General features: G+C 45.6%; 17 protein-coding genes. 1 reads left to right on the forward strand and 16 read right to left on the reverse strand.

Translation table 11 applies throughout. From position 1 onward, the window contains the following. Window positions 1-11: 11 nt before the first annotated feature. Together alr and M1D72_RS20035 are read right to left on the reverse strand one after the other, a co-directional pair. On the reverse strand, window positions 12-1,094 hold the full coding sequence (alr, locus tag M1D72_RS20030) for an alanine racemase (protein WP_456296305.1): 1,083 nt from the start codon (window positions 1,092-1,094) through the stop codon (window positions 12-14). 5 nt (window positions 1,095-1,099) lie between these two features. Next, window positions 1,100-2,521, reverse strand: a complete 1,422-nt coding sequence (locus M1D72_RS20035) for a replicative DNA helicase (protein WP_456296306.1) — start codon at window positions 2,519-2,521, stop codon at window positions 1,100-1,102. A gap of 173 nt (window positions 2,522-2,694) precedes the next feature. On the opposite strand from M1D72_RS20035, the gene M1D72_RS20040 reads away from it, so the two are divergent. Next, window positions 2,695-3,462: a DUF481 domain-containing protein gene (locus M1D72_RS20040; protein ID WP_390197462.1), complete on the forward strand. Its 768-nt coding sequence runs from the start codon at window positions 2,695-2,697 to the stop codon at window positions 3,460-3,462. A 92-nt stretch (window positions 3,463-3,554) separates the two neighbouring features. Here the strand turns inward: M1D72_RS20040 and rplI are convergent, their stop codons facing one another. The 14 genes from rplI to M1D72_RS20110 form a co-directional block, all read right to left on the reverse strand. Beyond that, window positions 3,555-4,007, reverse strand: coding sequence for a 50S ribosomal protein L9 (rplI, locus tag M1D72_RS20045; RefSeq protein ID WP_456296307.1), 453 nt, complete (start codon window positions 4,005-4,007; stop codon window positions 3,555-3,557). Window positions 4,008-4,040: 33 nt separating this feature from the next. After that, window positions 4,041-4,268, reverse strand: a complete 228-nt coding sequence (gene rpsR / locus M1D72_RS20050) for a 30S ribosomal protein S18 (RefSeq protein WP_000090472.1) — start codon at window positions 4,266-4,268, stop codon at window positions 4,041-4,043. A gap of 14 nt (window positions 4,269-4,282) precedes the next feature. Next, complete coding sequence (gene priB / locus M1D72_RS20055) at window positions 4,283-4,585, reverse strand: primosomal replication protein N (protein WP_390197468.1); 303 nt, start codon at window positions 4,583-4,585, stop codon at window positions 4,283-4,285. A gap of 8 nt (window positions 4,586-4,593) precedes the next feature. Further along, on the reverse strand, window positions 4,594-4,983 hold the full coding sequence (rpsF, locus tag M1D72_RS20060) for a 30S ribosomal protein S6 (RefSeq protein ID WP_390197472.1): 390 nt from the start codon (window positions 4,981-4,983) through the stop codon (window positions 4,594-4,596). A gap of 197 nt (window positions 4,984-5,180) precedes the next feature. Further along, window positions 5,181-5,657, reverse strand: coding sequence for a bacterioferritin (gene bfr, locus M1D72_RS20065; RefSeq protein WP_390197474.1), 477 nt, complete (start codon window positions 5,655-5,657; stop codon window positions 5,181-5,183). Window positions 5,658-5,742: 85 nt separating this feature from the next. Next, window positions 5,743-5,931, reverse strand: a complete 189-nt coding sequence (locus tag M1D72_RS20070; protein ID WP_456296308.1) for a (2Fe-2S)-binding protein — start codon at window positions 5,929-5,931, stop codon at window positions 5,743-5,745. A 329-nt stretch (window positions 5,932-6,260) separates the two neighbouring features. Continuing rightward, window positions 6,261-7,445 carry an elongation factor Tu gene (gene tuf, locus M1D72_RS20075; RefSeq protein WP_456296309.1) on the reverse strand — a complete coding sequence of 395 codons (1,185 nt, stop codon included), beginning with the start codon at window positions 7,443-7,445 and terminating at the stop codon, window positions 6,261-6,263. Window positions 7,446-7,598: 153 nt separating this feature from the next. Next, the gene (gene fusA / locus M1D72_RS20080) at window positions 7,599-9,698 is read right to left on the reverse strand and encodes an elongation factor G (protein ID WP_390197796.1); all 2,100 of its coding nucleotides are present in this window, start codon (window positions 9,696-9,698) and stop codon (window positions 7,599-7,601) included. Window positions 9,699-9,775: 77 nt separating this feature from the next. Further along, window positions 9,776-10,246: a 30S ribosomal protein S7 gene (gene rpsG, locus M1D72_RS20085; protein WP_390197793.1), complete on the reverse strand. Its 471-nt coding sequence runs from the start codon at window positions 10,244-10,246 to the stop codon at window positions 9,776-9,778. Between the two features lie 97 nt (window positions 10,247-10,343). Beyond that, window positions 10,344-10,718: a 30S ribosomal protein S12 gene (gene rpsL / locus M1D72_RS20090; RefSeq protein ID WP_004399892.1), complete on the reverse strand. Its 375-nt coding sequence runs from the start codon at window positions 10,716-10,718 to the stop codon at window positions 10,344-10,346. 205 nt (window positions 10,719-10,923) lie between these two features. Beyond that, window positions 10,924-11,211, reverse strand: coding sequence for a sulfurtransferase complex subunit TusB (gene tusB / locus M1D72_RS20095; RefSeq protein ID WP_456296310.1), 288 nt, complete (start codon window positions 11,209-11,211; stop codon window positions 10,924-10,926). Between the two features lie 11 nt (window positions 11,212-11,222). After that, window positions 11,223-11,579, reverse strand: a complete 357-nt coding sequence (tusC, locus tag M1D72_RS20100) for a sulfurtransferase complex subunit TusC (protein WP_390197786.1) — start codon at window positions 11,577-11,579, stop codon at window positions 11,223-11,225. Continuing rightward, window positions 11,576-11,971 carry a sulfurtransferase complex subunit TusD gene (gene tusD / locus M1D72_RS20105; protein ID WP_390197783.1) on the reverse strand — a complete coding sequence of 132 codons (396 nt, stop codon included), beginning with the start codon at window positions 11,969-11,971 and terminating at the stop codon, window positions 11,576-11,578. Before tusD ends, tusC begins: the two co-directional genes overlap by 4 nt. Next, window positions 11,968-12,690 (reverse strand): helix-turn-helix transcriptional regulator, encoded by a 723-nt coding sequence (locus M1D72_RS20110; RefSeq protein ID WP_390197781.1) that lies wholly within the window; start codon window positions 12,688-12,690, stop codon window positions 11,968-11,970. The genes tusD and M1D72_RS20110 overlap by 4 nt, the downstream gene beginning before the upstream one ends. Window positions 12,691-12,810 lie beyond the last annotated feature (120 nt).

Here is a 12,810-nt window from a genome sequence, read left to right on the forward strand (position 1 = left end):
TTTTATCGAATCTAACTATATTGCATCTCAACGCGCGGCGTTAGCTTAGTCACTAACTCATAAGCGATCGTACCGATGTGCTGAGCCACCTCTTCAACAGGAAGAGCCTCTCCCCATAAAATCGCTTCATCACCCACCACGTCGCTGGCATTCGGGCCTAAATCGACCGTCAACATATCCATCGAAACACGCCCAGCAATCGGCACCTTACGACCATTGACCATCACTGGTGTGCCATTCGGAGCCATTCTCGGGTAACCATCACCATAACCTATCGCGATGACACCCACTTTGGTATCACGTTGACTGGTCCACGCTGCGCCGTAACCGACGCTTTCTCCCGTTTTCACTTCTCGAACTGCGATGAGATGTGATTTCAGGGTCATGACGGGCTTATAACCCAGCTCACCAGCAGTTTTATCACCAAACGGCGATACACCATACATGATAATGCCCGGCCTCACCCATTCAAGGTGACTATCCGGCCACGCTAACAAGCCTGCAGAAGCGGCTAAAGAACGTTCACCTTGCGAGCCTTGAGTTAACGATAAGAACTGGTCAATCTGCTGGGGAGTGGTCGAGCTCTCGAGTTCATCGGCGCAGCCAAAGTGACTAATATACCGCAATGGCTTTGCCACATTTTCACACGCGTCTAAACGCGCAGCAAAAGAGGAAAACTGTTCAGGACGCACACCAAGACGATGCATACCACTATCAATTTTGAGCCAAACCACAACTGGCGCATCCAACGATGCTTGCTCTAAGGCCGCCAACTGCTCCTCGCAATGGACAACTGTTTGAATATTATTGGTCACCAGCACCGGCAGATCAGAGGCGTTATAGAACCCTTCCAACAATAAGATAGGTTTAACCACACCGCAGGCTCTAAGCTGAAGAGCTTCTTCAATACGCGCTACACCAAAACTATCTGCGTTGGGGACATGAGTCGCGACATGTCGTAGCCCGTGCCCATACCCGTTCGCTTTCACCACCGCCATGAGTTTGCTATTGGGCGCTTTAGCCTGAAGTAATTGAAAATTATGTTGCAATGCACTCAAGTCAACACAAGCGGTTGCAGCTTTCATATAACTCATACGGCTTACTCATCGTCATCAAACGCAGGTCCTGCGTAATTATCAAAGCGGGAATATTGTCCTTGGAAGGTTAAACGTACTGAGCCGATAGGACCGTTACGTTGTTTACCTAAGATGATCTCGGCGGTGCCTTTCATCGTGCTGTCTGGGTGATAAACTTCATCACGGTAAATGAACATGATCAAGTCGGCATCTTGCTCGATAGAGCCAGACTCACGTAAGTCAGAGTTTACTGGGCGTTTGTCCGCACGTTGCTCCAACGAGCGGTTAAGCTGAGAAAGCGCAACAACAGGAACGTTTAACTCTTTCGCCAAAGCTTTTAGTGAGCGAGAAATTTCCGCAATCTCTAGCGTTCGGTTGTCAGACATTGACGGCACACGCATAAGCTGCAGATAGTCGACCATGATCAAGGATAACCCACCGTGATCGCGCGCGATACGTCGAGCACGTGAACGCACTTCCGTTGGAGTCAGGCCGGAGCTGTCATCGATATACATATTTTTCTTCTCCATGAGGATCCCCATGGTCGAAGAGATACGCGCCCAATCTTCGTCATCAAGCTGACCGGTACGGATTTTTGTTTGGTCAACGCGTGATAAAGAGGCCAACATCCTCATCATGATCTGCTCTGCTGGCATCTCCAGCGAGAAAATCAAAACTGGCTTTTCTTGCTCCATCGCCGCGTTTTCACACAAGTTCATCGCAAAGGTGGTTTTACCCATCGACGGACGCGCAGCAACAATCACCAAATCGGAACCTTGTAATCCCGCCGTTTTCTTATTGAGATCGGTAAACCCAGTGCTCACCCCTGTCACACCGTCTTGCGGTGTTTTATACAATAACTCTATGCGTTCGAGCGTCTTCTCAAGAATATTATCAACATTCTGCGGGCCCTCATTCTCGTTAGTGCGAGATTCGGCAATGGCGAACACTTTACTCTCGGCAAGGTCAAGCAGATCTTCTGAGTCGCGCCCCTGCGGATCATACCCAGCATCGGCAATCTCATTGGCAACACCGATTAACTGACGAACCAATGCACGCTCAGCAACGATATCGGCGTAAGCATTAATGTTGGCCGCACTCGGCGTATTTTTCACTAAGTCAGCCAGGTAGGCGAAGCCGCCAACATCATCCAACTGCTCGCGCTGCTCTAAGAACTCAGAGAGAGTGATAAGGTCAAGAGGCTTACTATCTTCAAGAATCGATTGAACCGCTTCAAAAACTAAGCGATGAGGACGGCTATAAAAATCGCTTGAACGAACACGCTCAGCAACCGTATCCCAACGTTCGTTATCCAGTAACAGGCCCCCGATCACTGACTGCTCAGCCTCCAAAGAATGTGGTGGCACTTTGATAGCTTCAACTTGCGCATCTTTATATTGGCGCTGTCGATTGTCTTTTTTAAAATCTGATCTGCTGTCTGGCATCTTGTTACTCAATCACGTCTCAATAACGCACCATTATAACCAGAATATAAGATTTGTAATTATCTCTGGCGGCTTTGTTTTTTCTCATGCAGAATTAACCGTCTGTTGACGGTTCTGCGAACTGAGTTCTTTATTATTCGCCCATTCATCTTATCAATACCATGAGGATTTTCGTGTCGAAACTTTGGCTAGTTGGAACAAGTCTATTATTTGTTTCACTTGCGCACGCTCAAGAAACCGAACAAAGTAAACCCAACGACATCGAAGTCCCATCACCTTGGGAAAGTGAGGTTGAATTCGGCTACCAGTCTCACAGCGGTAACTCCGATTCCGAATCACTGAACGCGCGCTTAAACGCAGAATATGTTTCTGGTCGCCACCGAACCAGCGGTGAGTGGAAGTTTTACTTACTGTATAAAAATGGTAAGGAGAACAAACGCCAGTCGACTTATACCTTACAAAGCGACTACAAGCTCGGCGCGAAAACCTACTTCTATACTAGCTTTAAAGGCATTGACTCTCGCTACAGTGCTTATTTCAAAGATTACACGCTCTCTGGTGGTTTAGGTTATCAGGTGACGAATACTGAGAAGTTCTTGTTAGAAGTGGAGGCAGGCCCAGGTTTCCGTTATCAGGAACCAAACCTTGATGAAATTGATGATGATGACATTATCTTCCCTGAAACCGTTCAGGAAGGGATTTTTCGAGGTAACATCAACGCTCGCTGGAAACCGCTCAAGGTACTGACATTAACCGGTAACCTGACGGTGGTAACAGGTAACAGCAACACACGTACAGACATCGACCTGAGCACCATCAATAACATCACTGAAGATATTGCCTTGAAGTTAACCTACTCTCGTACTTCGCATGATAAGGTCCCTGATGGACTGTATGATTCAGATTCGGTGTTTTCAGCCAACTTGTTGTTCGTTTTCTAACTGCTGTTCGCGTTTCCTTAAGACATAAAAAAACACCAGCCGAAGCTGGTGTTTTTCATTTCTTCAAAGAAGAATTCGTCTGATACTGAGTATTAGTCAGCAGCAACAACCTGTAGGTTTACAGTTGCGAATACTTCAGAGTGTAGCTGAACGCTCACTTCGAACTCACCAGTAGTACGTAGAGCACCTTCTGGAAGACGAACTTCACTTTTCGCTACTTCAACGCCAGCTGCAGTAATTGCATCAGCGATGTCACGAGTACCGATAGAACCGAACAGTTTACCTTCATCACCCGCTTTAGATGCGACAACAACCGCTTCTAGTGCTTCAACTTTTTCAGCACGAGCTTGAGCAGCTTGAAGCTGTTCAGCAACTTTTGCTTCAAGTTCAGCGCGACGAGCTTCGAACATTTCAACGTTAGCTTTGGTTGCCATAACCGCTTTACCCTGAGGGATAAGGAAGTTACGAGCGTAACCAGATTTAACAGTTACTGAATCGCCAAGACCACCTAGGTTACCGATTTTATCAAGTAGAATAACTTGCATTGTTTAATCCTCTTTCTTAATAAACCGAACCGATTACTGATGCTTGTCAGTGTACGGAAGTAGAGCTAGGTAGCGAGAACGTTTGATCGCGCGAGCTAGTTGACGCTGGTATTTAGCACTTGTGCCAGTGATACGGCTAGGTACGATTTTACCAGCTTCAGTGATGTAGTTTTTAAGAGTTGCTACGTCTTTGTAATCAATCTCTTGTACGCCTTCTGCAGTAAAACGGCAGAATTTACGACGACGGAAGAAACGAGCCATGGGCTATCTCCTGATTAAATATGAGTAATGTTGTCAGCATGAAGCACTAATTTTCCCACACCATTTCGGCCGGTCTGGTAAGTAACAAAGCCACTTACCTTAATGCTACTGCCTTGCACTAATTCTTGAGTTAACAATGATGACCCTTTACCACTAACCACGACTGGCATACGACAATAAACTTGTCTTAGAAGCTCTGCCTCCATCATCGTTGAGCGATGCTCAAGCCAGAATCGGCAGTGCTCTATACCGCTAGGGCTTTGGCTTCGAATCGGAGGCTTAGCAACAACGCCACTCAGCTCCATTCGATTGGTCATTTAATTGATTACTCAGCTGCTTCTGAGTTAGCTTCTGGCTTAGCTTCAGAACGCTCTTCACGACGTGGCGCGCGCTCTTCTTTTTGCTTAAGCATGATAGAAGGTTCAGTGATTGCAGCTTTAGTACGCATGATCATGTTACGTAGAACTGCATCGTTGAAACGGAAAGCAGTTTCCAGTTCATCGATTACAGCTTGGTCAGCTTCAACGTTCATTAGAACGTAGTGCGCTTTGTGAAGCTTGTTGATTGGGTAAGCCAGTTGACGACGACCCCAGTCTTCTAGACGGTGTACAGTACCGCCAGCTTCAGTGATAGAACCAGTGTAACGCTCGATCATGCCAGCAACTTGCTCGCTTTGATCAGGGTGCACCATGAATACGATTTCGTAATGACGCATTGGTTGCTCCTTACGGATTATTCAGCTTCCACAGTTGGCTCGGTCGTCCAGAGGAAGCAAGGAACGATTAAAATAGACCGAGAATTAAGGAGCCCGAATAGTACAGAAAGGGAGCAGATTAAGCAAGGGGAATTATTGTGCGGGAGAGCGAAAGGGGCCAAAAAGAAAACTGGACAGTTTACCCCCTAGAAATTCGATTATTCTTCGTCGACAAACTGCGCTTGGAGATAATTTTCGATACCGGTTTTTTCAATCAAGCCAAGTTGGGTTTCCAACCAGTCAACATGGTCTTCTTCGTCTTCGAGGATCTCTTGAAACAAGTCTCGAGAGACATAGTCGCGAATATCTTCCGCATAAGCAATGGCGTCTTTTAAATCCGGAATCGCTGCCATTTCCAATTTAAGATCGCATTCGAGCATCTCTTTGGTGTCTTCACCGATCATCAGTTTACCGAGATCTTGAAGATTTGGAGTTCCTTCAAGAAACAGGACTCGCTCGATAAGATGATCCGCGTGTTTCATCTCGTCGATAGACTCGTGATATTCTTTGTCTGCTAGGTGCTTTAGACCCCAGTCTTTATACATCCTTGCATGAAGGAAATATTGGTTTATCGCAACCAGCTCATTGCCTAAAATTTTATTCAAATGTTGAATTATTATTGGATCGCCTTTCATGACAAAACCCTCCTCATTGGTTCTCCCTTAATATGAGAGATAAATGAGAAGGTGTCAAAATTTGGCGATAAATTAATCGCTTTAATTAACTCGCTTGTTGATATTGAACTTCAATCGTTTCGTTAATAATACTCTTCGCTTGCTTGACACATTTGCCGCATTGAGAACCTAACGCTGTACACTTCTTGATACCTCGAACATCAGTGATACCCTCGTTTAGAACGAGCTTTTTGATCTTCTTATCCGAGACACCATGACATAAACAGACATACATAAAAGCAACCTACTCAATACAACTTTAACCAACAACGTTTACTCGAATATAAACAAGAATTATTCTTGTTACCAGTTAAGTTTGGGTGAAATTTAGAAGAATTGGTTATAAAAAACAGCTAAAAAGCGGAAGATTTAGAAAAATTATCGCGAGGCTTTAGAAAGGTCTAAGCTAACAGGTTGTTTTATTAATGAAACTTATTTTCAGCTAAAAAGATAAGGCATGCTATCTCTTATAACCAAAATCAACTCTACTTAGAATAACACCAATAAAAAAGGGAAGCCGAAGCTTCCCTTTTACATAGCTAACAAAGATTAATTCATTAAGAATTAAGCGATGATTTTAGCTACAACACCAGCGCCTACTGTACGGCCACCTTCGCGGATTGCGAAACGTAGACCTTCATCCATTGCGATTGGAGCGATTAGCTCTACAGTCATTTGGATGTTGTCGCCTGGCATTACCATTTCTACGCCTTCTGGTAGTGAGATATCACCAGTTACGTCAGTTGTACGGAAGTAGAACTGTGGACGGTAGCCTTTGAAGAATGGTGTGTGACGACCACCTTCATCTTTAGACAGTACGTAGACTTCTGATTCGAATTTAGTGTGTGGAGTGATTGAACCTGGTTTCGCTAGTACTTGACCACGTTCAACTTCATCACGCTTAGTACCACGTAGAAGTGCACCAACGTTCTCACCCGCACGACCTTCGTCTAGAAGCTTACGGAACATTTCAACACCAGTACAAGTAGTAGTGATGGTGTCTTTGATACCTACGATAGCAACTTCGTCACCAACGGTTAGGATACCTTGCTCGATACGACCAGTTACTACTGTACCACGACCTTGGATCGAGAACACGTCTTCGATTGGCATGATGAACGGTAGGTCTACTGCACGCTCTGGCTCTGGGATGTAGCTATCTAGCGCTTCTGCTAGTTCTACAATTTTCGCTTCCCATTGCTCTTCGCCGTTTAGGGCACCTAGCGCTGAACCTTGGATTACTGGTAGGTCATCACCTGGGAAATCGTACTCAGATAGAAGTTCACGTACTTCCATTTCTACTAGTTCTAGTAGCTCTTCATCATCTACCATGTCACATTTGTTCATGAATACGATGATGTATGGGATACCAACCTGACGACCTAGAAGGATGTGCTCACGAGTTTGTGGCATTGGGCCATCTGTCGCAGCTACTACTAGGATACCACCGTCCATTTGCGCAGCACCAGTGATCATGTTTTTAACATAGTCAGCGTGTCCTGGGCAGTCTACGTGTGCGTAGTGACGAGTTGGAGTGTCGTACTCAACGTGTGAAGTCGCGATAGTGATACCACGTTCACGTTCTTCTGGAGCGTTATCGATAGATGCGAAGTCTTTAGCTACACCGCCGTAAACTTTCGCAAGAGTAGTACAGATAGCTGCAGTTAGAGTTGTTTTACCGTGGTCAACGTGGCCGATAGTACCAACGTTTACGTGCGGTTTCGTACGTTCAAATTTTTCTTTAGACACGATCGTGTTCCTTCCTAGTTATGATTCGCCGCAGCCTTTATTGACCACGACGCGCCAGAAATTGCTATTTTATGCGCCAACGCTTGTCAGCGCAATATTTCAGCGTATCGATCTCGCAAAAACTCAAAGGTTTTTACCGAACGATACAGATGATCAATACCCTCGAGCAGCAATGATTTTATCTGCAAAGTTTTTCGGTACTTCTGCGTACTCATGGAACTCCATTGAGTAAGAAGCACGACCTTGCGTTGCTGAACGAAGATCGGTTGCATAACCGAACATCTCTGAAAGTGGTACCAAAGCACGGATGATTTTCAGGCCAACAACGCCTTCATCCATACCTTCGATCATGCCGCGGCGACGGTTCAGATCACCAACAACATCACCCATCCAATCTTCCGGAGTGGTTACTTCAACCTTCATCATTGGTTCAAGAATGACAGGCTGAGCTTCAAGAGCGCCTTTCTTAAACGCCATCGAACCGGCAATCTTAAACGCCATTTCGCTGGAGTCAACATCATGGTAAGAGCCGTCAAACAAGGTTGCTTTGATATCCATAACAGGGAAACCAGCAAGCACACCGCTGTTCATTTGCTCTTCGATACCTTTCGATACCGAATTGATGTATTCCTTAGGAACCACACCACCCACGATTTCATCGACAAAAACAAAGCCTTCGCCAGGTTCTGAAGGTTCCAGTTTGATCCAGACATGACCGTATTGACCACGACCGCCTGATTGGCGAACAAACTTACCTTCTACCTCAGCTTTACCACGAATGGTTTCACGGTACGCTACTTGAGGTTTACCAACGTTACAATCAACGCTGAATTCACGCTTCATACGGTCAACGATAATGTCGAGGTGAAGCTCACCCATACCAGAAATTAGAGTCTGGCCACTTTCGTCATCCGTCTCAACGCGAAACGATGGATCTTCCGCTGCGAGTTTACCCAGCGCAATACCCATTTTCTCTTGGTCAGCCTTAGAACGAGGCTCTACCGCAATTTGAATCACAGGAGCCGGGAATTCCATGCGTTCAAGAACCACTTTGTGGTTTGGATCGCACAGGGTATCCCCAGTGGTAACGTCTTTAAGACCTACCGCTGCAGCAATGTCTCCTGCGTAAATTTCTTTTAACTCTTCACGCTTGTTTGAGTGCATCTGAACGATACGCCCAAAACGCTCTTTCTTCTGTTTTACTGAGTTGAAAACAGCATCACCGGATTTTACAACACCGGAATAAACGCGCATAAAGGTTAGCGTACCAACAAATGGGTCTGTCGCAATTTTGAACGCCAATGCAGCAAAGGGTTCATTGTCATCCGCGTGGCGTTCGATTTCGTTTTCGTCTTCGTCCACACCTTTGATTGACATAACATCCGTTGGTGAAGGCAAGAAATCAATTACCGCATCCAACACTGCTTGTACACCTTTGTTTTTGAATGCACTACCACAAGTGGCCAGAACAATTTCGTTTTTCAGTGTACGAGCACGAAGACCCGCTTTGATGTCTTGTTCGGACAGTTCCCCTTCTTCAAGGTACTTATCCATTAACTCTTCATTGGCTTCTGCTGCTGACTCAACCATGTGGTTACGCCATTCTTCAGCAAGTTCCTGCATATCAGCTGGAATATCTTCATAAGTGAAGGTCATGCCCATATCGGCTTCATTCCAGTTGATCGCTTTCATCTTGATAAGGTCGATGACACCTTTGAACTCATCTTCCGCACCAATGTTTAATTGGATAGGAACAGGAGTCGCACCAAGACGATTTTTAATTTGGTCCACAACGCGTAGGAAGTCTGCGCCTGCACGGTCCATCTTATTCACAAATACCATACGAGGAACGTGATATTTGTCAGCTTGACGCCATACAGTCTCAGACTGAGGTTCAACACCAGATGATCCACAGAATACGACCACAGCACCATCAAGCACACGAAGAGAACGCTCTACTTCGATCGTAAAGTCAACGTGTCCAGGGGTATCAATGATGTTGATGCGATGATCTTGGAATTGCGCTTCCATACCACGCCAGAAGGTAGTCGTAGCAGCTGAGGTGATAGTGATACCACGCTCCTGCTCTTGCTCCATCCAGTCCATGGTGGCAGCACCATCGTGAACTTCGCCGATTTTGTGAGAGAGGCCAGTGTAGAACAGAATACGCTCAGTTGTGGTTGTTTTTCCTGCATCTACGTGAGCACAGATACCGATGTTACGGTAGCGCTCAATAGGAGTTTTACGAGCCACGATTGTATCCTCTTACTAAGGTGTACCTTAGAGTAAAGAAAAGTGCTGCGAGAGAAACTCGCAGCACTGAAGGTCCATTACCAGCGGTAATGAGCAAACGCTTTGTTTGCATCTGCCATACGGTGAACGTCTTCACGTTTCTTAACAGCAGTACCTTTGTTTTCTGATGCGTCTAGCATTTCTGCAGCTAGACGACCAGCCATAGATTTTTCACCACGCTTACGCGCAGCTTCAACTAACCAACGCATAGCAAGTGCGTTACGGCGAACCGGACGAACTTCTACAGGCACTTGGTAAGTAGAACCACCTACACGGCGAGATTTAACCTCTACCGCTGGGCGAACATTTTCAAGAGCTTCTTCAAAAATAGCCAAGTGATCTTTACCAGATTTCTCAGCCATAGTGTCTAGTGCAGTGTAAACAATTTTCTCTGCAGTAGATTTTTTACCGTCAACCATTAGGATGTTGACAAATTTTGCCAGCAGCTCAGATTTGAACTTAGGATCTGGAAGGATCTTACGCTGACCAATTACGCGACGACGTGGCATGGATATTCTCCGTTGTCTTCTTCAGGTTATCCAAAACTTTTCAGTTTCTTCAAAAATTAAAAATAATTTAGTGTTTGGCCTTACTTAACGGAATCCATTAAGACTTAGGACGCTTCACACCGTACTTAGAACGACCTTGTTTACGGTCATTTACGCCTGCACAGTCAAGTGCACCGCGAACAGTGTGGTAACGCACACCTGGAAGGTCTTTAACACGACCACCACGGATTAGAACAACTGAGTGCTCTTGAAGGTTGTGACCTTCACCGCCGATGTACGAAGTTACTTCGAAACCGTTCGTTAGACGAACACGGCAAACCTTACGAAGTGCTGAGTTAGGTTTTTTAGGTGTAGTAGTGTAAACACGAGTACATACACCACGTTTTTGTGGGCACGCTTCTAGTGCTGGCACGTTGCTTTTAACAACTTGCTTTGCACGTGGTTTGCGTACCAACTGGTTAATAGTTGCCATTAACTAGCTCCTGATTTACTTGAAAGTAAGCTTTGTGAAAAATCTAGTCCCAATAAGCAAATGCAAATTGGGGACGCAAAATTCTATGCAGCAGTGGGATGTGTGTCAAGAAATATACAGATCTTTTTTCAACCGTTCCTGAGAGTGGCGGCATTTATTCCGCCTGTATGGGATTGAACGGTGGGGCAGCGGGGTTTGTCGGGCGTTAATCCCATGTCATCGAGTGAGTGTGCTCTGCGGTCAAATCAACAAATCCGGCATAATCGACTAAATGAGTAGTATCGTCTATAACGCCGCTCACCCCACGAGCGAGGACGTCTTCTTTTAGTACATACACCCTCGTTTGTGATAGGGCGGTATTCATCAAAGTGTAAGCAAAATGCTGAGGATTGGCAGCATACACCGCATCTTCGACCAACAGTAAGCTATCACTTGCGGCCATGTATCGCTGTACATCGTGTAGCGCGGACGGAGTTTTAATAATGTGAAGCATGAACCCTTACTCTAAAAGGACAAGATTTTATCGGCTTGCTGAAGGCGGCGCTGAATATCTTCATGTTCCACCAGTTGAACCTCTGTTATCAACGCTTGCTCAGTAATCCCCCGTTCAATTAAGGATTGCTGACAAACCAAGACTTGCTCGATATCGTAAAGATCAAACAACTTAAACATTGGTGCATAATCCTTACTTAAAATACTACTTGGCTGTTGCTCAGGCAAAAGTTGCAAGACGCCATCACCAACAAAAAGTACGTGCAGATTTTCGCAATAGGCAGAGGCCGCAAGAAGTGCATCGAGCCCCTCTCGACCTGACGCGCTGCCGTGGGGTGCATGGCGGAAGACAAAAGTAAGTTGACTCAAAATTGCACCACTCGATCTTGACTGAGCAGCGCTTCGGCTAAACGACCAAGCCCTGCTTGCTCAAACCCTGTCGCCAAGTTACTGCTTGGCAAGTCATGTTGCTGAGCTTCCTGCTCACTCACGATGCCTCGGCGCAGCGCCGCGGCTACACAAGTTTCGAGAGCGATGTCATGCTCACTTGCTAATGCTTGCCAAGCTTTGGTGATATCAAACTCATCATTGGCAGGAACCGCAAGCTGGCTGCCATTAGTAACCCCATCGCGATAAAAGAACACGCTATTAAGCTGATGCCCTTTGGCAAGCAATGCACAAGCAAATAGATACGCCGATCGTGAAGACTGCTGGCCATAGTTGGCACCATTCACTACCAAGGTGTAGCTCAACGCATTCACTTCTCATCTTCCTCAGTTTTACGCTGACGAATATAGAGATAAACCGTGTGCTTGGAGATATTCAGTCGATCAGCGACACGGTTGATGGCATCCTTAATATCAAAAATGCCTTTATCAAACAGTTCCATGACGATCTGACGATTCTTGGTATTATTGGATACCGACTTATTGGCATTGATCTCTTCAATGGTGCGTTCTACCGTTTGATCCACCAGCTCTTCGACATCACTTGCGAAGTTAACCGACGAAGCCGCTTGTTTCGCTTCTTCATTGGGCATAAACGACTGTAAAACTTGCGAGAAAGGCGCATCAAGATTGACGTTGATACACAACAGTCCAATCACACGATTATCACCATTTCGAATCGCCACAGTGATTGACTTCATCAACACGCCACCCTTGGCACGCGTGAAATAAGAACGCGAAAAATTGCGCTCAGAACCTTCGATATCTTTCAGCATCTTCAATGCCATATCGGTGATCGGCGACCCCACTTGGCGTCCGGTGTTTTCACCATTGGCAATTTTTATCGCTGAGGTATTAAGGTCTTCAAGCGAGTGCAGAACAATTTCACAAAACGGACCGATCAGACTGGCTATCCCGTCGACTACCGCTTCATAAGATTTGAGAATAATTTTGTCGTGCTCGCTAAATGGCATCACATGGATGGATTCCATTTCGAGCAACTCATCGATATTAACCGTCTCTGTAGTCGTCACTTCTTTCGCCTTCGAGTGAAAAATCAACAAATTGACGTAAGTTTATCAGAAAATTTGAAATGAACCCTCAACTAACTGACGTTCTAGTGATTTAAAACAAATAATAGTGCACAAAATCAG

The organism is Vibrio sp. AK197 (genome assembly GCF_053903115.1).